The sequence below is a fragment of the Streptomyces sclerotialus genome (assembly GCF_040907265.1).
Lineage (GTDB): Bacteria > Actinomycetota > Actinomycetes > Streptomycetales > Streptomycetaceae > Streptomyces > Streptomyces sclerotialus.
The window spans coordinates 2,427,655-2,446,229 of the sequence record NZ_JBFOHP010000002.1; the positions used below are offsets into that span (position 1 = coordinate 2,427,655).

16 protein-coding genes are annotated in these 18,575 nt (G+C 71.1%); 1 reads left to right on the forward strand and 15 read right to left on the reverse strand.

Annotated elements, in window-relative coordinates:
• Positions 1-23 precede the first annotated feature (23 nt).
• Positions 24-659, reverse strand: coding sequence for a TetR/AcrR family transcriptional regulator (locus tag AAC944_RS10795; RefSeq protein WP_051871889.1), 636 nt, complete (start codon positions 657-659; stop codon positions 24-26).
• Between the two features lie 97 nt (positions 660-756).
• Between AAC944_RS10795 and AAC944_RS10800 the strand changes: the two genes are divergently transcribed.
• Positions 757-1,872, forward strand: a complete 1,116-nt coding sequence (locus AAC944_RS10800) for a Gfo/Idh/MocA family protein (RefSeq protein WP_030616792.1) — start codon at positions 757-759, stop codon at positions 1,870-1,872.
• Between the two features lie 110 nt (positions 1,873-1,982).
• Here the strand turns inward: AAC944_RS10800 and AAC944_RS10805 are convergent, their stop codons facing one another.
• The 14 genes from AAC944_RS10805 to AAC944_RS10870 form a co-directional block, all read right to left on the reverse strand.
• The gene (locus AAC944_RS10805; RefSeq protein ID WP_030616789.1) at positions 1,983-3,098 is read right to left on the reverse strand and encodes a DivIVA domain-containing protein; all 1,116 of its coding nucleotides are present in this window, start codon (positions 3,096-3,098) and stop codon (positions 1,983-1,985) included.
• A 49-nt stretch (positions 3,099-3,147) separates the two neighbouring features.
• Positions 3,148-3,444: a YggT family protein gene (locus tag AAC944_RS10810; protein WP_030616786.1), complete on the reverse strand. Its 297-nt coding sequence runs from the start codon at positions 3,442-3,444 to the stop codon at positions 3,148-3,150.
• A 62-nt stretch (positions 3,445-3,506) separates the two neighbouring features.
• On the reverse strand, positions 3,507-4,139 hold the full coding sequence (locus AAC944_RS10815; RefSeq protein WP_030616783.1) for a cell division protein SepF: 633 nt from the start codon (positions 4,137-4,139) through the stop codon (positions 3,507-3,509).
• 124 nt (positions 4,140-4,263) lie between these two features.
• Entirely contained in the window at positions 4,264-4,983 is a 720-nt protein-coding gene (locus AAC944_RS10820) for a YggS family pyridoxal phosphate-dependent enzyme (protein ID WP_030616780.1), read from the reverse strand.
• 3 nt (positions 4,984-4,986) lie between these two features.
• Entirely contained in the window at positions 4,987-5,736 is a 750-nt protein-coding gene (gene pgeF, locus AAC944_RS10825) for a peptidoglycan editing factor PgeF (protein WP_030616777.1), read from the reverse strand.
• A 14-nt stretch (positions 5,737-5,750) separates the two neighbouring features.
• Positions 5,751-6,974 carry a cell division protein FtsZ gene (ftsZ, locus tag AAC944_RS10830; protein WP_030616773.1) on the reverse strand — a complete coding sequence of 408 codons (1,224 nt, stop codon included), beginning with the start codon at positions 6,972-6,974 and terminating at the stop codon, positions 5,751-5,753.
• Positions 6,975-7,249: 275 nt separating this feature from the next.
• A complete protein-coding gene (locus tag AAC944_RS10835; RefSeq protein ID WP_030616771.1) occupies positions 7,250-8,101 on the reverse strand; it encodes a cell division protein FtsQ/DivIB in 852 nt (283 codons plus the stop codon).
• 42 nt (positions 8,102-8,143) lie between these two features.
• Complete coding sequence (gene murG, locus AAC944_RS10840; protein ID WP_030616768.1) at positions 8,144-9,235, reverse strand: undecaprenyldiphospho-muramoylpentapeptide beta-N-acetylglucosaminyltransferase; 1,092 nt, start codon at positions 9,233-9,235, stop codon at positions 8,144-8,146.
• A 6-nt stretch (positions 9,236-9,241) separates the two neighbouring features.
• Entirely contained in the window at positions 9,242-10,573 is a 1,332-nt protein-coding gene (gene ftsW, locus AAC944_RS10845; protein WP_030616765.1) for a putative lipid II flippase FtsW, read from the reverse strand.
• A 62-nt stretch (positions 10,574-10,635) separates the two neighbouring features.
• Positions 10,636-12,051, reverse strand: a complete 1,416-nt coding sequence (murD, locus tag AAC944_RS10850) for a UDP-N-acetylmuramoyl-L-alanine--D-glutamate ligase (RefSeq protein WP_030616763.1) — start codon at positions 12,049-12,051, stop codon at positions 10,636-10,638.
• The gene (mraY, locus tag AAC944_RS10855; RefSeq protein WP_030616760.1) at positions 12,048-13,112 is read right to left on the reverse strand and encodes a phospho-N-acetylmuramoyl-pentapeptide-transferase; all 1,065 of its coding nucleotides are present in this window, start codon (positions 13,110-13,112) and stop codon (positions 12,048-12,050) included. Before mraY ends, murD begins: the two co-directional genes overlap by 4 nt.
• Positions 13,113-13,117: 5 nt before the next feature.
• A complete protein-coding gene (locus AAC944_RS10860) occupies positions 13,118-14,539 on the reverse strand; it encodes a UDP-N-acetylmuramoyl-tripeptide--D-alanyl-D-alanine ligase (protein ID WP_030616756.1) in 1,422 nt (473 codons plus the stop codon).
• A 62-nt stretch (positions 14,540-14,601) separates the two neighbouring features.
• Positions 14,602-16,305, reverse strand: a complete 1,704-nt coding sequence (locus tag AAC944_RS10865; protein ID WP_030616753.1) for a UDP-N-acetylmuramoyl-L-alanyl-D-glutamate--2,6-diaminopimelate ligase — start codon at positions 16,303-16,305, stop codon at positions 14,602-14,604.
• 8 nt (positions 16,306-16,313) lie between these two features.
• Positions 16,314-18,566 (reverse strand): peptidoglycan D,D-transpeptidase FtsI family protein, encoded by a 2,253-nt coding sequence (locus AAC944_RS10870; protein WP_078888638.1) that lies wholly within the window; start codon positions 18,564-18,566, stop codon positions 16,314-16,316.
• Positions 18,567-18,575: the final 9 nt, after the last annotated feature.

Sequence of the window (18,575 nt, forward strand, 5' to 3'; positions counted from 1 at the left end):
CCCGTACCGGGGACCTCGGCGTCTCAGGCCGGCGGCGTGCCGGGCAAGGGGCTCGGGTGCGGAGTACGCAGTCCGTCGAGCACCACCTGGAGATGGCGTTCCCACTGCCGCTCCCCCGCGGCCAGCCCGACCGTACGGTCCGCCGTCGCCACGGCCGCCAACAGGAACGGCACGTCCTGCCAGGCCACATCGGTCCGCAGGACACCGGCTTCCTGGGCGCGCCCCACCAGAGCGCGCACCCGCCCCCTGAGGTCGGCCAGGGTCCGCTCGAAGACCTCGCCGCACGCCCCGCCGAGCGCCTCCCCGATCCCGCAGCTCTCGGTGCGCAGCCCTACGTACGCGGCGGCGAACGCCGCGAACCCGCGCCAGGGGTCCGGGTCGGCCAGCGCCCGGTCGGCCAGCGCCATGACCTCGGCGAGCACCTCTTCGAGCACCGCTTCCAGCAGCGCCTCGCGCGAGGGCACCCGGCGGTAGAAGGTGCCGACACCCACCCCGGCCCGGCGGGCGATGTCGTGCGCGGAGACGTCGACGCCCACCTCGGCCACCGCCGTACGGGCCGCGGCCACCAGGCGTTCGACGTTACGCCGGGCGTCGGCCCGCGGCCGGTTCCCCGAAGCGTCCACCAGCAGGCGGTCGACTGCCGTACCCGGACTGTTCATGGGCCGGATCCTAGCAACAAGCGGACAAAATCTGTCCGGTTGAGTACTCTGAATAAACGGACAAGATCTGTCCGCTTACTTTCGGGGAGTGGTGTGCATGAATACGGAAAAGATCCGCGTGGGGATCATCGGCGCGAACCCCGACCGGAGCTGGGCCGCCCGCGCCCACGTACCCGCGCTCCGGGCACTGCCGGACTACGAGATCACCGCGGTCGCCACCACCCGCACCGAGAGCGCCCGGGCTGCCGCGCGGGAGTTCGGCGCCGCCCACGCCTTCACCGACGCCGGGGAGCTCGCCCGGCATCCCGACGTCGACCTGGTGGCCGTCACCGTCAAGGTGCCCGCGCACGCCGGACCGGTCCGCGCGGCGCTGGCCGCCGGCAAGCACGTGTACTGCGAATGGCCACTGGCCCGTACGACCGCCGAGGCCGGGGAACTGGCGGCGGAGGCAGCGGCGGCCGGTGTCCACCATGTGGTCGGGCTGCAGGCCAGGTACTCCCCCGAGCTGCGCCATGCCCGGCAGCTGCTCGCGGAGGGGCGCATCGGGCGGGTCGTCTCGGCCACGGTGCACGCGACCCGCGGCAAGGGGGCCGGGAACCGGGTACCGGCCTGGGGCGCCTACACCCTCGACCGCGACAACGGCGCCGGAACGCTGGAGGTGGCCGGCGGGCACACCCTCGACGCCCTCCGTCACCTGCTCGGCGACCTCGACACCCTCTCGGCCGCCCTGTCCGTCCGGCGCCCGGAGGCCGTCGTCGCCGAGACCGGGGCGCGGATCACGGCCACCAGCCCCGATCACCTCCTGCTGCACGCCACGCTCGCCGGCGGCGCACCGCTGTCCCTGCACCTCCACGACGGGAAGCAGAGCAACGCCGGCACCCGTATCGAGATCTCCGGCACCGAGGGCGATCTGGCGCTGGTGTCGACCGGACCGCACGGCCCGGCGGGCCTGCAGATCGGCGGGCTGCGCCTGTGGACAGCGCGCGCCGGGGAACGGACCTGGCAGGAGATCACCGCACCCGGCCGGGACGGCGCGCCCGGCCTCACCTTCCAGGACGAAGGGGACAATGTGGCGCGGCAGTACGCCCGGCTCGCCGCGGACCTGCGGAGCGGCGCCCGGGAGACCCCGGACTTCGACGCCGGGCTGCGGCTGCACCGGCTGCTCGACGCGGTCCGGCGGTCGGCGGAGACCGGGACGCGGGTCTCCCTCTGAACACACCAAAAGGCCCCTTCCGAGCGCGCAAAAGGGCCGGGCCCCTGGGGAAGTCCCCAGGGGCCCGGCCCTGATTGCCGACTATGTGTGACGCCGGAGCGCCGGTCGCCTCAGTTGTCGTCCTCGTCGATGAGGAAGCCACGCATCGGCGAGGGGGCCTGCTGCATCTGCTGCTGGCCCTGCGGACGCACCGGCGCCATCGGCTGCGTCATGGCCGGCGACATCTGCTGCTGGCTGCCGTACGACGGGGCGTTGCTGCCGTTGGAGCCGCCGTGACCGCCCATGGACTGGTTGCCGCCCATGGTGTGGCTGGAACCGCCGCCCATGGAACCGGCACCGGCCGACGCCATCGACGGGGAAGCCGGCAGCGAGGCAGCGGCCGAGGTCCGCGGCGGGGCGAGCGAGTCGTCGGACTGGTTCTCCAGCTGGCGCAGCTGGCTCTCCAGGTACGACTTCAGACGCGTGCGGTACTCGCGCTCGAAGCCGCGCAGGTCCTCGACCTTGCGCTCCAGCGTGGCGCGGGCGGACTCCAGGGAGCCCATCGCGACGCGGTGCTTCTCCTGCGCGTCCCGCTCCAGCGCGTCGGCCTTGGCGCGGGCGTCCCGCTCCAGGCCCTCGGCACGGCTGCGCGCCTCGCCGACGATCTTGTTGGCCTCGGAACGGGCCTCCGCGATCGCCTGGTCGGCGGTCTGCTGTGCCAGCGACAGCACGCGAGCGGCGCTGTCACCACCCGGGCCGCCCTGGCCGGGCTGCGGCAGCTGCGGGCCGCCGCCGGGGCCGCCCATCGGGCCACCCATGGGACCGCCGGGAGCCATCTGGCCGCCGTGCGGGCCCTGCGGACCGGGGCCGTGGCCACCGGGACCTGCGGGCAGCTGCGGTGCACCGCCGGGCAGCTGGGGAGGACCGCCCATCCCCTGCTGCTGACCGGGCGGGACCGGCTGCGGACCGGATATGGCGGCGGGCACGGGGGCACCGGGCCGCTGCTGCTGCGGCGGGCCGTCCTGCTCCTGCTGCTGCTTGCGCATCCCCTGCTGCTGCTGGTTCTGCGCGGCAGCACGGGTCGCCGCGGCCAGCTTGGCGCGCAGGTCCTCGTTCTCCCGGAGCAGACGGGTCAGTTCGGCTTCGACCTCATCGAGGAAGGCATCGACCTCGTCCTCGTCATAGCCTTCTCGGAGGCGGACGGTCGTGAACTGCTTGTTCCGCACGTCCTCGGGGGTCAACGGCATCTCTTCTTCACCTCAACGTAGTCGTCGGCAATCGGCAAGACCGTATCGTTCACAACTTGCTCACGACGTTGCTCACGACGGTGATCAGGATGTAGACGATGATCATCAGTACGAAGAAGGACAGATCGAGCGCCACGCCCCCGAGACGCAGCGGCGGTATGACTCGCCGCAGAAGCTTGAGTGGCGGATCGGTAACAGTGTAAGTGGCCTCCAGTACGACCACCATCGCCTTGCCGGGTTGCCATGAACGGGCGAACTGGAAGACGTAGTCCATCACCAGCCGGAAGATCAGCACAATGAGGAAGCAGTACAGCGCGACATAGATCACCTGCAGTGCGATGCCCATCTCGCGCTTCCCTCTCCCCTTGCCTGTGTGGCCCTACGGCCCGGTGTGCCCGGTGTTGCGTCTCAGCTCTGGTTGAAGAACCCGCCCTCAGCGATACGGGCCTTGTCCTCCGCCGTGACATCGACGTTAGCAGGAGACAGCAGGAACACCTTCTGTGTCACCCGCTCGATGCTGCCGTGCAAACCGAACACCAACCCGGCCGCGAAGTCGACAAGTCGCTTCGCGTCCGTGTCGTCCATCTCCGTCAGATTCATGATCACCGGAGTGCCCTCACGGAAGTGTTCCCCGATGGTACGGGCCTCGTTGTAGGTCCGGGGGTGCAACGTCGTGATGCGGTAGGGCTCCCGCTCGGACACAACCTTGGGCATGATCACCGGTGCGTTCTTCTCCAGATTTGGACGTTCGGGTGTGATGGATGCCACGGGGGCGATTCGGGCGGGTCGTCCGTTTTCCGTGCCCGATGGCGGAGACTCGCGCTGCGCCGGCGGCTGGACGACTCGTACCGGTTCGTCCCGTTCGGGGCGCGCCTCGGTGGGCGGCGGCTGGTGCTGCTGGTGCTGCTGCCGCCTCTCCGGCTCGGGCTCCGGGTCGAGTTCGGGCTCGAAGTCGTCGTCGGGGTCGAAGCCCCGGCCGTCGTACCCATCGTCCTCCACGAGGCCGAGGTAGACCGCCATCTTGCGCATCGCGCCGGCCATTCTCTGCGTCCTCCGCTCTGTGGTGGATCGGCTCCGTCACCGGTCGCCTTGGATCCACTCGGCCTGCCCGTCTTTTGACGGTAATGACCATATTTTGTGCTGTGGTCCGACTTGCTTCGCGACGTTACCCGAGCCGTGGTCGGACTCCGAGTACCGCAGTGCCGACGCGTACATGTGTCGCACCGGCGGCCACCGCGTCCTCGAGATCCGAACTCATTCCCGCTGAGACCATTTTCGCAGCAGGACGACTCGCGCGCAGGCTGGATGAGATTTCCATCAGCCGGTCGAAAGCCGCACGTTCCCGGCCCGCGTACGGGCCGGTCAGCGGGGCGACCGTCATCAGCCCGCCCAGCCGGAGCCCTTCGGCCTCCGCCACCGCTTCGGCCAGCGCCGCGACCCCGTCCGGGCCCACGCCGCCACGGTCGCCGCGTGCGTCGGACTCGGCGTCAAGTGCCACCTGGATCAGGCAGTCGAGCTCACGCCCGGCCCGCACCGCCTCCTTGGAGAGCGCGGTGACGAGCTTGGCCCGGTCCACGGACTGCACGATATCGGCGTAACCAGCTACAGACCGGACTTTATTTGTCTGCAATTGACCGACGAAGTGCCAAGTAAGTGGCAAATCGGAGCATGCAGCCGCCTTGGGCGCCGCGTCCTGGTCCCGGTTCTCGGCGACGTGCCGGACGCCCAATTCCGAAAGAATACGGACATCACTCGCCGGGTAGGTCTTTGTGACCACAATCAGGGTCACTTCGTCGCGATTACGACCGGCCTTGGCACAAGCGGTGGAGATACGGTCCTCCACCCGAGCCAGGTTCTCGGCCAGTTCCGTTCTACGGTCCGTCACAGCTCAGCCGTCCAGCCATACATAACTCGCGAGCCGCCCCGTCGTGCGGTCCCGCCGGTAGGAGAAATGGTCCGCCGACTCCAGCGTGCAGATGTGGGAATGCTCACGCATCTGCACGCCGTACCGGGCGAGTTGGGCGGCCACCCCGGCCACCACGTCGACCGCCGGGGTTCCCCGGCCGGTGGTCGCGTACGCCTCGGGCACCACAGCGGCCACCTCGGCACGCATGGTCTCCGGCACTTCGTAGCACCGTCCGCAGACCGCGGGGCCGGTACGGGCGGTGATCCGCGCGGGGTCGGCCCCCAGCCCGGTCATCGCCTCGACGGTGGCCGGCACGACACCGGCGACCAGGCCGGGACGTCCGGCGTGCGCGGCTCCCACGATCCCGGCGACCGGGTCGGCGAGGAGGACGGGGGTGCAGTCGGCGGTGAGGACGGCGAGGGCGAGGCCCCGACGGCTCGTCACGACCGCGTCGACACAGGGCTCGTCGGCCCCGTCCCGCCACGGCCCGTCCACGACCGCCACGTCACGCCCGTGCACCTGGTTCATCCAGACCACATCGGCCGGATCCAGCCCGAGGGCCTTGGCCGCCAGCTCACGATTGGTCCGTACCGCCTGTGGGTCGTCGCCCACGGCACCGCCGAGATTGAGCTCGGCATACGGAGCGGCGCTCACCCCGCCCCACCGGTCGGTGAAGGCGAAGCGCGCGCCGCTCGCATCATCCGTCAGCACAGAGTGCTGCTGTCCTATCACTGCTGGGTCTTCGGCTACTTCAGGAAGTCCGGGACGTCCAGCTCCTCGGCCGTGGTGTCCGTGTACGGACGGGCCGGGGGGACCTGCGGGGCGACCGGCGGTGCCGGGGCCTCGCTGACCGGCGCGGGCTCGGCCGGAGCCGGCTCCTCCTCCCGCACCGGGACGGAGCCGAGGCCGCCGAAGGCCGGGCGGGGCTCCGGGGGCGCGGCCGGCCGGCTCGCCGGGGCGGCCGGCTCCTCACGCTTGCCGGAGGAGGACGAGCTGATCACGTTCTCGCGGCGGGCCGGCGGCTGACCGCCGTCGAAGCCCGCGGCGATGACCGTCACGCGGACCTCGTCGCCCAGCGCGTCGTCGATGACCGCGCCGAAGATGATGTTGGCTTCCGGGTGGGCCGCCTCGCTGACCAGCTGGGCCGCCTCGTTGATCTCGAAGAGACCGAGGTCGGAGCCGCCGGAGATGGACAGCAGCACGCCGCGGGCGCCGTCGATGGACGCCTCCAGCAGCGGCGAGGAGATCGCCATCTCCGCCGCGGCCACCGCGCGGTCGTCGCCACGCGCGGAGCCGATGCCCATGAGGGCCGAGCCGGCCTCGGACATCACGGACTTCACGTCGGCGAAGTCGAGGTTGATCAGGCCCGGAGTGGTGATCAGGTCGGTGATGCCCTGGACACCGGACAGCAGCACCTGGTCGGCGGACTTGAACGCGTCAAGAACGCTCACCTGGCGGTCCGAGATGGACAGCAGCCGGTCGTTCGGGATGACGATGAGCGTGTCGACCTCTTCGCGCAGCTGCGCAATGCCGTCCTCGGCCTGGTTGGCGCGACGGCGGCCCTCGAAGGTGAACGGCCGGGTGACCACACCGATCGTCAGGGCGCCCAGGGAGCGCGCGATGTTGGCGACCACGGGCGCGCCGCCCGTACCGGTGCCGCCGCCCTCGCCCGCGGTCACGAAGACCATGTCGGCCCCCTTGAGGACCTCCTCGATCTCCTCGCGGTGGTCCTCGGCCGCCTTGCGGCCCACGTCGGGGTTGGCGCCGGCGCCGAGGCCACGCGTCATCTCACGGCCGACGTCGAGCTTGACGTCGGCGTCGCTCATCAGCAACGCCTGCGCATCGGTGTTGATCGCGATGAACTCGACGCCCTTGAGCCCGACCTCGATCATCCGGTTGATGGCGTTCACGCCACCGCCGCCGATGCCGACGACCTTGATGACTGCGAGGTAGTTCTGCGGTGCTGCCACGTCGAAGGCCTCTCGCCTCGAGTTACGTGTCGGTGCCTCACATCTGCTGCGGGCAACGACTGATGCCGATGGGACGGTCCGTATTGCCGACCCGAACCCTAACGTTGAAGTTTAGGGTTACCAGTGCCTGTGTTCCCTGGGTTCTTTGGAACGAGACACTAAGTCGACAAGCGGCGCACGTTCAACGAACACGCCGAACCTCCCGTTTTTCTTTTCACCCTATGTGATCACCCGTAGTGGTAGCCATCCAGGGTGCTGGCCTGCGCGTACGTACGTCAACTCCCGGACGCGGCGGGCGCGCTGGGGACGCTCACGTCGAAGTGGTGCGCATCACGCGCCGCTTTCAGCAGCGCGCCGAGTACCTTGGCCTTTTCCCTGCCGTGTTCCTCGCTGCCCCACTCGACCCGGCGTCCGCCGGTCAGCTCCAGGGTGATCGAGTCGTACGAACGTACGCGGATGACGCGCACGTCCTTGTCGACCGTATCGGGAAGCGCGGTGGCGACCTTCACCGCCGCGCGGTTCAGTGCAGGGATACCGAAACGGCGCAGGCTCGGCGAATCCGCCGCGTCCATTTCCAGCCGGGGTACGTCGCGGGGCACCGCACCGACGGTGGCGAAACGTACACCGCGGTCGTCCACTTCAATGAACTTTCCGCCCTTTTGGAGGACGAGGACGGGTTGCCTCTCGGCCACATCGAGGGAGATCGTGTCCGGCCAGGAGCGCGTCACTTCGACCGACTTGATACGGCGGAGCCGGTCACCCAGCCTCGCAGCGATGCCGTCCGTGTCCACCGAGGCCAGCGGCGCGCCCAGGGGCACGTCCGCGGCGGCCCGCACCTCACGCTCCGTCAGGACGTCGGTCCCGCGCACCCGCACATGCTCGGCGCGGAGCCACTCCGAGCCGTACAGCGCCCAGGTACCGAAGCCGCCCAGAAGCGCTATGAGCACCGTGCCCGCGATGAGGGTGCGGCGCCGCGGCCGACCGGGACGGCGCACCCCCGCCCCCGGCAGCCGCAGCCACCGGAGCCGGGAGCCGCGCCGCTCCTGCGGCTCCTCGGAATCGGCGGGCGGGCCGGCCGGCGCTCGATGCTGCTCGCCACGTCGGGCGGTCGACGACGGTCCGGCCACGCTCCCTCTCCTTCCGGCCGCCTGGGGCCTGTCGCGAAGGCCTCAGCCGCGGCGGGAGGCGATCGCTTCGTAGACCATGCCGACGAGGAGTTCGTCGGCGTCTCTGCGGCCGAATTCGGCGGCCGCGCGGGACATCTCGTACAGCCGGTGCGGGTCCGAGAGCACCGGCAGGACGTTGCTCTGCACCCACTCGGGGGACAGCTGCGCGTCGTCGACCAGCAGGCCGCCGCCGGCGTTGACCACCGGCTGGGCGTTCAGCCGCTGCTCGCCGTTGCCGATGGGCAGCGGCACGTACGCGGCGGGCAGCCCGACGGCGGACAGTTCCGCGACGGTCATCGCGCCCGCGCGGCAGAGCATCATGTCGGCCGCGGCGTACGCGAGGTCCATCCGGTCCACGTACGGTACCGGGATGTACGGCGGCATCCCGGGCATGTTGTCGATCTGCGGCAGTTCGTTCTTCGGGCCGACCGCGTGCAGCACCTGGATGCCGGCGCGCTGGAAGCTCGGCACGGCGGCCTGGATGACCTCGTTCAGCCGGCGGGCGCCCTGCGAGCCGCCGGATACCAGCAGCGTGGGCAGGTTCGGGTCCAGGCCGAAGGCGGCCCGCGCCTCGGGGCGGACGGCCGCGCGGTCCAGGGTCGCGATCGAACGGCGCAGCGGGATGCCGACGTAGCGGGCCTCGCGCAGCTTGCTGTCCGGGGTGGAGACGGCGACGAACTTGGCGTACCGCGAGCCGATCTTGTTGGCCAGGCCGGGCCGGGCGTTGGCCTCGTGCACGACGATCGGCACGCCCAGCCGCTTGGCGGCGAGGTAGCCGGGCAGTGCGACGTAGCCGCCGAAGCCGACGACGCAGTCGGCCTTCGTGCGCTCCAGGATCTGCTCGGCGGCCTTGATGGTGCCGCGCAGCCGCCCGGGGACGGTGATCAGCTCGGGGGTGGGCTTGCGCGGCAGCGGAACGGCCGGGATCAGCCCCAGTTCGTAGCCGCGCTCCGGTACCAGCCGGGTCTCCAGTCCGCGTTCCGTGCCCAGTGCCGTGATCCCCACGGTCGGGTCCTGCCTGCGCAGGGCATCCGCGAGGGCGAGCGCGGGCTCGATGTGGCCGGCGGTCCCCCCACCGGCGAGTACGACATGCACCGAAATTCACCGCTCTCCGGACGGCCGCTTCTTGACGCGCCGTCTCATCGTCTTCCGTCTCACCCCAGCCGGCATTCTCGCGAATACCGGCTGCCGCATGGCCAGCGCCGCCCGCGCCGCGGGCTCGTCACGCGCGAAGGCGATCAGGAGTCCGACGGCGAACATCGTCGGCAGCAGGGCGGAGCCTCCGTAGGAGAACAGCGGGAGCGGGACACCGGCGATCGGCAGCAGGCCGAGCACCGCACCGATGTTGACCACGGCCTGGGCCGTGATCCAGGTGGTCACGCCACCCGCGGCGTACCGTACGAAGGGATCCTCCGTGCGTCCGGCCACGCGGATACCCGCATAGCCTAGAGCCGCGAACAGGGCGAGCACCGACAGCGTCCCCGCCAGTCCCAGTTCCTCCCCGGTGATGGCGAAGATGAAGTCGGTGTGCGGTTCAGGGAGTTCACCCCATTTTTCCATACTCGCGCCGAGACCGGATCCGAAGAATCCGCCGGACGCGAGAGCGTATATCCCGTGCACGGCCTGCCAGCACTGGTCGCCCGGGCCCGGGTCGGTCGCGCCGATGCACGCGAGCCGGGACATCCGGTTGGCGCTCGTCTTGATGAGCAGCGCCCCGATCGCGCCGGCCGCCGCCAGCACCCCGACGAAGAGCCGGGTGGGCGCTCCCGCGAGCCAGAGCAGTCCGAAAAGGATCGCCGTGAGAATGATCGCGGTGCCCATGTCGCCGCCGAGCATGATGAGCCCGAGGAGCAGGAAGGCGGCCGGAATCAGCGGTACGAGCAGATGCTTCCACTGCGTCAGCAGCCGCCGCTCCTGCTTGCGGGCGAGCAGGTCGGCGCCCCACAGGACCAGCGCGAGCTTGCCGAACTCGCTGGGCTGGAGCTGGAAGGGACCGCCCAGCGAGATCCAGTTCTGGTTGCCGTTGACCGCGACCCCTATCCCGGGCACCTGGACCAGGCACATCAGGAACACGGAGCCGGCCAGCAGCGGGTAGGCCAGCGCACGGTGCGCACGGATGGGGAGCTTGGTCGCCAGCACCATCAGGCCGCCGCCGAGCACCGCAGCGAGCAGCTGTTTGCGGAAGAAGTACGTCGGTGCCAGCCCGGACTGCAGGGCCTTGATCTCCGAGGCGGAGTAGACCATGACCAGGCCGAGCACCGTGATCAGCAGGCTGCCGCCGAGGACGAGGTAGTACGCCGTCAGCGGCCGGTCCCAGGCCCGCTTGAGCCGGGTGTAAAGGCCCAGCGGACCGCCGGGCCCGGACACCCGGGAAACCGGCGGCGTCCGCCGCGCCGGGCGCGGCGGTGCCTCCTTCGCCGGTCGGGCCGTCATCCTCGTCCCCTCCACAGATGCGCTGCGCCGTACGTCCACGGCACGGGCGGGGACGTACGGTTCTACTGGTCCCGCGCGGCCAGCTCGCGGACCGCGTCGGCGAAGGCGTCGCCCCGCTTGTTGTAGTTCAGGTACATGTCCATCGAGGCGCAGGCCGGTGCCAGCAGGACCGTATCGCCCGGCCGGGCCAGCCGCTGGGCCTCCCGTACCGCCTCGGACATCGCCCCAGTGTCGGTCCGGTCGAGGTCGACGACGGGCACATCCGGGGCGTGTCGCGCCAGCGCTTCGCGGATCAGCGCACGGTCCCGGCCGATGAGGACGGCGCCGCGCAGCCGCTCGGCGGACTTCTGCACCAGCTCGTCGAAGGTCGCTCCCTTGGCGAGCCCGCCGGCGATCCACACGATGTGCTCGTAGGCCGCCAACGACGCCTCGGTGGCGTGGGTGTTGGTGGCCTTGGAGTCGTCCACGTAGGCGACGCCGTCGACGTCCGCGACGTGCTGGATGCGGTGTGCGTCGGGGTGGAAGCTGCGCAGGCCGTCGCGGACGGAGGCGGGCCGGACACCGAACGCGCGTGCGAGCGCCGCCGCGGCGAGCGCGTTGGCGATGTTGTGCGGCGCGGGCGGGTTCACATCGGTGACCTCGGCCAGCTCCTGGGCCTGCTTCTGCCGGTTCTCGACGAACGCGCGGTCGACGAGGATGCCCTCGACGACACCCACCTGGCCGGGGCCCGGCGTGCCGAGGGTGAAGCCGATCGCCCGGCAGCCCTCCTCGACGTCGGCCTCCCGGACCAGGTCCTCGGTGGCCTTGTCGGCGACGTTGTAGACGCAGGCGACCGTGTTGCCCTCGTAGATCCGGCCCTTGTCGGCGGCGTACGCCTCCATGGAGCCGTGCCAGTCGAGGTGGTCGGGTGCCAGGTTCAGCACGGCGGCGGAGTGGGCGCGCAGCGAGGGCGCCCAGTGCAGCTGGTAGCTGGAGAGCTCGACGGCGAGCACGTCGTACTCGCCGTGGAGCACCACGTCGACGATCGGAGTGCCGATGTTGCCGACGGCCGCGGTCCGCAGCCCCTCGGCGGCCAGGATCGACGCCAGCATCTGCGTGGTGGTCGTCTTGCCGTTGGTGCCGGTGATACCGAGCCAGGGGGCGGCGCCGGGGCCGCGGAGCCGCCAGGCGACCTCCACGTCCCCGATGACGTCCACGCCCGCCTCGGCGGCGGCCGCGAAGAGCGGGCTGGTGGGCTTCCAGCCCGGGGAGGTGACGACGAGGTCGGTGCCCTCGGGCAGCGTCTCACCGTCACCGAGGCGTACCTCGATCCCCGCGGTCCGCAGCTCCGCCGCGGTGGCCTGCTGCTTCTCGCCGTCGCCGCCGTCCACGACGGTGACGTGGGCGCCGAGCCCGGCCAGGGCGCGTGCGGCGCTGATGCCGCTCACGCCCAGGCCGGCGACGGTGATCCGCTGTCCGGCGAACTCCTGCCCGGTCACTTGGCCGCCTGCCAGCCGCCGTAGAAGATGCCGAGGCCGACGATCACGCACATGCCCTGGATGATCCAGAACCGGACCACCACAAGGACTTCGGACCACCCCTTCAGTTCGAAGTGGTGCTGGAGTGGTGCCATCCGGAAGACCCGCTTGCCGGTGAGCCGGAAGGAGCCGACCTGGATGACCACGGACATGGTGATCAGGACGAAGAGGCCGCCGAGGATGGCCAGCAGCAGCTCCGTGCGGGAGCAGATCGCGAGGCCCGCGAGCGCGCCGCCGAGGGCGAGCGAGCCGGTGTCCCCCATGAAGATCTTGGCGGGCGAGGTGTTCCACCACAGGAAGCCGAAGCAGGCACCCATCAGGGCGGAGGCCACGACCGCGAGGTCGAGCGGGTCACGTACCTCGTAGCAGCCGGGGCCCGCGGTGATCTGGTTGGCGCAGGACTCCTGGTACTGCCAGATGCCGATGAAGGTGTACGCGCCGAAGACCATCACCGAGGCGCCGGTGGCCAGGCCGTCCAGGCCGTCGGTGAGGTTCACGCCGTTGGACATCGCCAGGATCATGAACAGCGCCCAGATCACGAAGATCACGGGGCCGATCTGCCAGCCGAAGTCCTGGGTGAAGGAGAGCCGGTCCGAGGCCGGCGTCTGTCCCCGCAGGTCGGCGAACTGCAGGGACAGCACGGCGAAGGCGATGCCGACGATCAGCTGGCCCGCCATCTTGGCCTTGGCCCGCAGGCCCAGCGACCGCTGCTTGACGATCTTGATGTAGTCGTCGAGGAAGCCCACCAGGCCCATGCCGGCCATCAGGAACAGCACCAGCACACCGGAGAAGGTGGGGTCGCTGCTCGTGATCACCTTGGTCAGCGCGTACGCGATGATCGTGGCCAGGATGAAGGCGATGCCGCCCATGGTGGGCGTACCGCGCTTGCTGTGGTGGTCCCGCGGTCCGTCGTCGCGGATGAACTGCCCGTACCCCTTGCGGGCCAGCAGCTTGATCAGCAGCGGGGTGCCGATCAGGGTCAGGAAGAGCCCGATCATTCCGGAGAAGAGGATCTGCTTCATCGTGTTCATCGGGCGACGGCCCCGCCCTCAGCAGCGTCGCCCTCGTCCAGCAATGCGGACGCGACCCGCTCCAGCCCCTCCGACCTGGACGCCTTCACCAGCACCACGTCTCCCGGCTGCAGTTCACTGCGCAGCAGGTCGACCGCTGCCCGCGCGTCGGACACGTGCACCGACTCCTCACCCCACGAACCCTCGTTATAAGCGCCCATTTGCAGCCAGGCGGCTTCCCGCCCCCCTACTGCCACGAGCTTGCTGACGTTGAGCCGGACGGCGAGCCGCCCGACAGCGTCGTGCTCGGCGAGTGACTCCTCGCCGAGCTCGGCCATCTGACCGAGCACCGCCCACGTACGCCGCCCCTTGCCCATCGCCACGAGTGCGCGCAGCGCAGCCCGCATGGACTCGGGGTTCGCGTTGTAGGCGTCGTTGACGACCGTCACGCCGTCCGTGCGCTCGGTGACCTCCATACGCCAGCGGGAGAGCGTGCCTGCCTCGGAGAGCGCGGACGCGATCTCGTCTGCGGGCATGCCCGACACATGGGCGACGGCGGCCGCGGCGAGCGCGTTCGACACGTGGTGCTCACCGTACAGCCGCAGGATCACGTCGCTGCACCCGGAGGGTGTGTGAAGCGTGAAGGCGGGGCGACCGTCGTCGGTGAGCCGGACGTTCTCGGCACGGATGTCGGCTTCGGGGGACTCGCCGAAGAAGACCGTACGGGCCTTGGTACGTGAGGCCATGGCGCGTACGTACACATCGTCGGCGTTGAGGATCGCGATGCCGCCCTCGTCCGCTTCGGGCAGCGACTCGACCAGCTCGCCCTTGGCTTCGGCGATCTTCTCGCGGCCGCCGAACTCGCCGATGTGCGCACTGCCGACGTTCAGGACGAGCCCGATGCGCGGCGGGGTCAGCTCTGTGAGGTAGCGGATGTGGCCGACACCGCGGGCACCCATCTCCAGGACGAGGTGCCGGGTGCCGTTCTCGGCCCGCAGCGCGGTCAGCGGCAGGCCGATCTCGTTGTTCAGGTTGCCTTCGGGCCACACCGTCGGGCCGCTGCGCTGCAGCAGCTGCGCGATGAGGTCCTTGGTGCTGGTCTTGCCCGCCGACCCCGTGAGGGCGACGACGTCCACACCCAGCCGCCGGACGACCTCACGTGCCAGCGCGCCGAGCGCCGCCACGACGTCGTCGACGACGATCGCGGGCACGCCGACGGGGCGGGCGGCCAGCACGGCCGCCGCGCCGGACTCCACCGCCGTGGCCGCGAAGTCGTGTCCGTCGACCCGCTCACCGGCGAACGCGGCGAACAGCGCGCCGTCGGTCACGGCCCGCGAGTCGATCACGACCGGCCCGGTGACCTGGACCGAGCCATCCGGTATGTCGTGCTGCCGCCCGCCGACGATGCCGGCGATCTCGGCGAGGGACAGGGAGATCACAGGTCACCTCCGGCCGGGGGCTGGAGATGCCGAGATGGGGGTTGTGCGCGCATGGCGGTGTGTCATCCCTGGTGATCGTGGTGCTGCTGCGACTTCAGTGAGCTCTCGATGGCCTCGCGCAGCACCTGGCGGTCGTCGAAGGGGCGTACCACTCCGGCGATGTCCTGGCCCTGCTCGTGGCCCTTCCCGGCGACGATGACGGTGTCGCCGGGCTCCGCGCGGGCGACCGCTGCGGCGATGGCGGCGGCCCGGTCCTCCTCGACCAGGACCGTGCCGCGCTCGTGGGACGGCACGTCGGCGGCGCCCGCGAGCATGGTGGCGAGGATGGCGAGGGGGTCCTCACCGCGTGGGTTGTCGCTGGTGAGGACCGCGGTGTCGGCGAGCCGGGCGATCGCGGCGCCCATCGGCATGCGCTTGGTGCGGTCGCGGTCGCCGCCGCAGCCCAGCACCGCGTGGATCTTGCCTTCGGTGACCTTGCGCAGCGCGCGCAGGACCGATTCGACAGCGTCCGTCTTGTGCGCGTAGTCGACCACCGCGAGGTAGCCCTGACCCGCGTCCACCCGCTCCAGACGGCCGGGCACGCCGGGCACGGCGGCCACGCCGTCGGCGGCGGTCTGCGGGTCGATGCCGGCCACCACGAGGGCCACGACGGCGGCCAGCGCGTTGGAGACGTTGAACGGGCCGGGGATCGGGGACGCGGCCTGTACGGTCACGCCGTCCGGGCCGTGCACGGTGAACGTCGAGCCCAGCGTGCCGACCACGACGTCGGCGGCGCGCCAGTCGGCGTCCGGGTGGCCCTCGGCGGAGAACGAGGTGACCGGCACCTCGGACTCGCCCTCGATGAGCCGGCGGCCGTACTCGTCGTCGAAGTTCACCACGCCGAGCCGGGACCGGGCCTTGGTGAACAGCTGCGCCTTGGCCTGGAAGTAGTCCTCCATGCCCGTGTGGAACTCCATGTGTTCCGGGCTGAGGTTGTTGAAGACCGCCACGTCGAACACGCAGCCGTCGACCCGGCCGAGTACGAGGGCGTGGCTGGAGACCTCCATGGCGACCGACCGGACGCCGCGTTCGCGCATCACCGCGAAGAGCGCCTGCAGGTCGGTGGCTTCGGGCGTGGTCCGTTCGGACTTCAGCCGCTCGTCGCCGATGCGGGACTCGACGGTGCCGATCAGACCGGTGAGACCGCCGCCGGACTTCTCGGCGGCGGCGCGCAGGCCGCCGTCGATCAGGTACGCGGTGGTCGTCTTGCCCGACGTGCCGGTGATGCCGATCTGCAGCAGTTCGGCCCCCGGGTCGCCGTAGATCGACACGGCCAGCGCACCCATCCGGGCCCGCGGGTCGTCGACCGTGAGCACCGGCAGCCCCGTCGCGGCGGCCCGCTCGGTGCCGGCCGGGTCGGCCAGGATCGCCGTGGCGCCCAGTTCGGCGGCCTGCGCGGCGAAGTCGGCGCCGTGGAAGCGGGCACCGGGCAGCGCGGCGTAGATGTCGCCGGGGCGTACCGCGCGGGAATCGTGCGTGATGCCGGTGACCGAGGCTTCCGCCGCCGGCACGGCCGTGCCCAGCTGGTGTGCCAGATCCGCCAGGGGGACCGGACGTACGTGCTCGGGGCGGGGCGGGCCGGGATGTTTGCCGGGGCCGTCCTGCTGGGCATTGGGGGACTGATCAGCATGTGACACGGCGGTGAGCGTACCGGGCCCATGGGCCTCGGGGCGAAGCGAGGGACGCGGCCGTGGGCGGTTCCCCGCGTCGGGAGTGATGGTCATCACGAATCACCTCATTCGCCCGGCTTGAAGCTGACCGGGAGTCGTGGTGCCTCGGCACCGGTGGGCGGCACCTGGAGCGACTTCAGCGCGAACTGCATGACCTGCTTGTAGATCGGGCCGCAGACCTGGCCGCCGAAGTAGCTGCCCTTGGTCGGATTCTGTACGGCGCAGTAGACGGTGATGCGGGGCTTGTCGGCGGGCGCGAAGCCCGCGAAGGAGGCCGTGTACCCGTGATAGCGGCCGGTCTTCGGATCCACCCGGTTGGAGGTGCCGGTCTTGCCGCCGACCCGGTAGCCCGGGATCTTCGCCGCGGTGCCGGTGCCCTCCTGGTCGTCGACCACCGATTCGAGCATCCGGGCGAGCGTCTTCGCGGTCTTCGGACTCACCACGCGGGTCTTCTTCGGCTTGGGCGCGGCGGCGTACCGGCCGTCGGGGCCCTTGGTGCCGCGTACGAGCGTGGGCGCGATGCGCTCACCGCCGTTGGCGATGGTGGAGTACACGGACGCGGCCTGCACGGCGTTGAGCGAGAGGCCCTGCCCGAAGGGAATCGTGTACTGCTGCGAGGTGCTCCAGTCCTCCGGCTTCGCCAGGATGCCCGAGGTCTCGCCGGGGAAGTTCAGCCCGGTCGGCTGCCCGATGCCGAACTTCCGCAGATACGAGTGGAGCACCTGGTTCGCCTCGCGCTGGGTCCTGCCCAGCTGTTCGACCGACAGGATGGTGCCGATGTTGCTGGACTTGGCGAGCACCCCGTTGAGCGTGAGGTGCCAGGTCGGGTGGTCGATGTCGTCGGCGAAGAGCCGGTCGCCGCGGTGCAGCCGGTTCGGGACGGTGACGTGCGTGGACGGGGTCGCCGCGCCCTCCTCCAGCACGGCCGCCAGCGACATCAGCTTGCTGGTCGAACCTGGCTCGAAAGCATCGCTCAGCGCGGCGTTGCCGAGGGCGTCGGCGTCGGCGCGGGAGATGTCGTTCGGGTCGAAGGCGGGAGCGTTGGCCAGCGCCAGGATCTCCCCGGTCCTCGTGTCCTGCACGACGACGTAGCCGCGGTCGGCCTCGGACTTCGCGACCTGCTCGGTGATGGCCTGCTGCGCCGCCCACTGGATGTCCCGGTCCAGGGTCAGTTCGACGTCCGTACCGGGCACGGCGGGGTGCTCCTGGGTGTCGGCCGTGGGCACCCGCCGGCCGCCGGACTGGGCGTAGACGAGCTTGCCGTCCTTGCCCGCCAGCTTCTTGTCCAGGCTCGCCTCCAGGCCGCCCGCGCCCTTGCCGTCGGAGTTCGTGAAGCCGAGCACCCCGGAGGCCAGCTCCTTGTTCGGGTAGACCCGCTTGCTGTGCTCGTCGGCGAAGATGCCGAGCAGGACGTTGGGCCGCGGGTGGCTCTTGGGCGCGGCCTGCGCCTTGGCGTCCAGCGCGCTCCGCAGGTCCTTGATCTGCTTCCAGACCTGGGGGCTCTGACGGCGCGAGAGCAGGACGTAGCGGGAGTGGGCCTTGGAGAGCTTTTCGGCCAGTTCCTTCTGCGGCTCGCCGAGGATCGGCGCGAGCAGCGCGGCCGCCTTCTGCGGCGCGTCGTCGATCTTGATCTTGTCGGGCGCCAGCAGGCTGGGGTCGGCGGTGATGTCGTACGCGTCCACGGTGGTGGCCAGGTCCACGCCGTCCCGGTCGGTGATCCTGCCGCGCTCGGCGGCGAGGGTCACCGGTACGTAGCGGTTGACGTTGGCCTTGGCCGCGTACGCGTCGGCGTTCACCGCCTGCACCTGAAAGAGCCGTACCGCGAAGACCAGCATGACCAGCGTCAGCGCGACGGCCACCAGGCGGAGCCGCGGGCGAGGACTGCCGAGCCGGATGGCGGCCGGCGCCGCGCCACGGGGGCGGGGCGGCCGCTGCGGAGCCGTAGCGCGTTTCTTGGCGGCGGGGCGTTTCTGTGCCGCGGGGCGCTTCCCTGGGGCGGAGCGCTTCTCCGGGGCGGGGCGCCGGTCGGCGGAACGGTCGGCGGCCGGGGCGCGCTTCGGGTCGCGCCGGGCGTCCGAGGGACGCTTGGCCGCCGAGGGGCGCCGGTCGGCCGGACGGGGGACGCTCCGGCGGTCACCGGCCGCGCGCCCGTCGGCGGGGCGGCCGTCGGCCTGGCGGCGCTCGCCGCGGCCCGGCGTGCCGCCCTGTGCGGGGCGCGGGACCCGGCGTGGGGCCGCGCCGCCCGGCCGGGCGGGGCCGCGGCTGGCCCGCGGGTCCCGCCGGTTCTCGGGGTCCCTGGGGTCCCTCGGTTCGCTCACTGCTCCCCC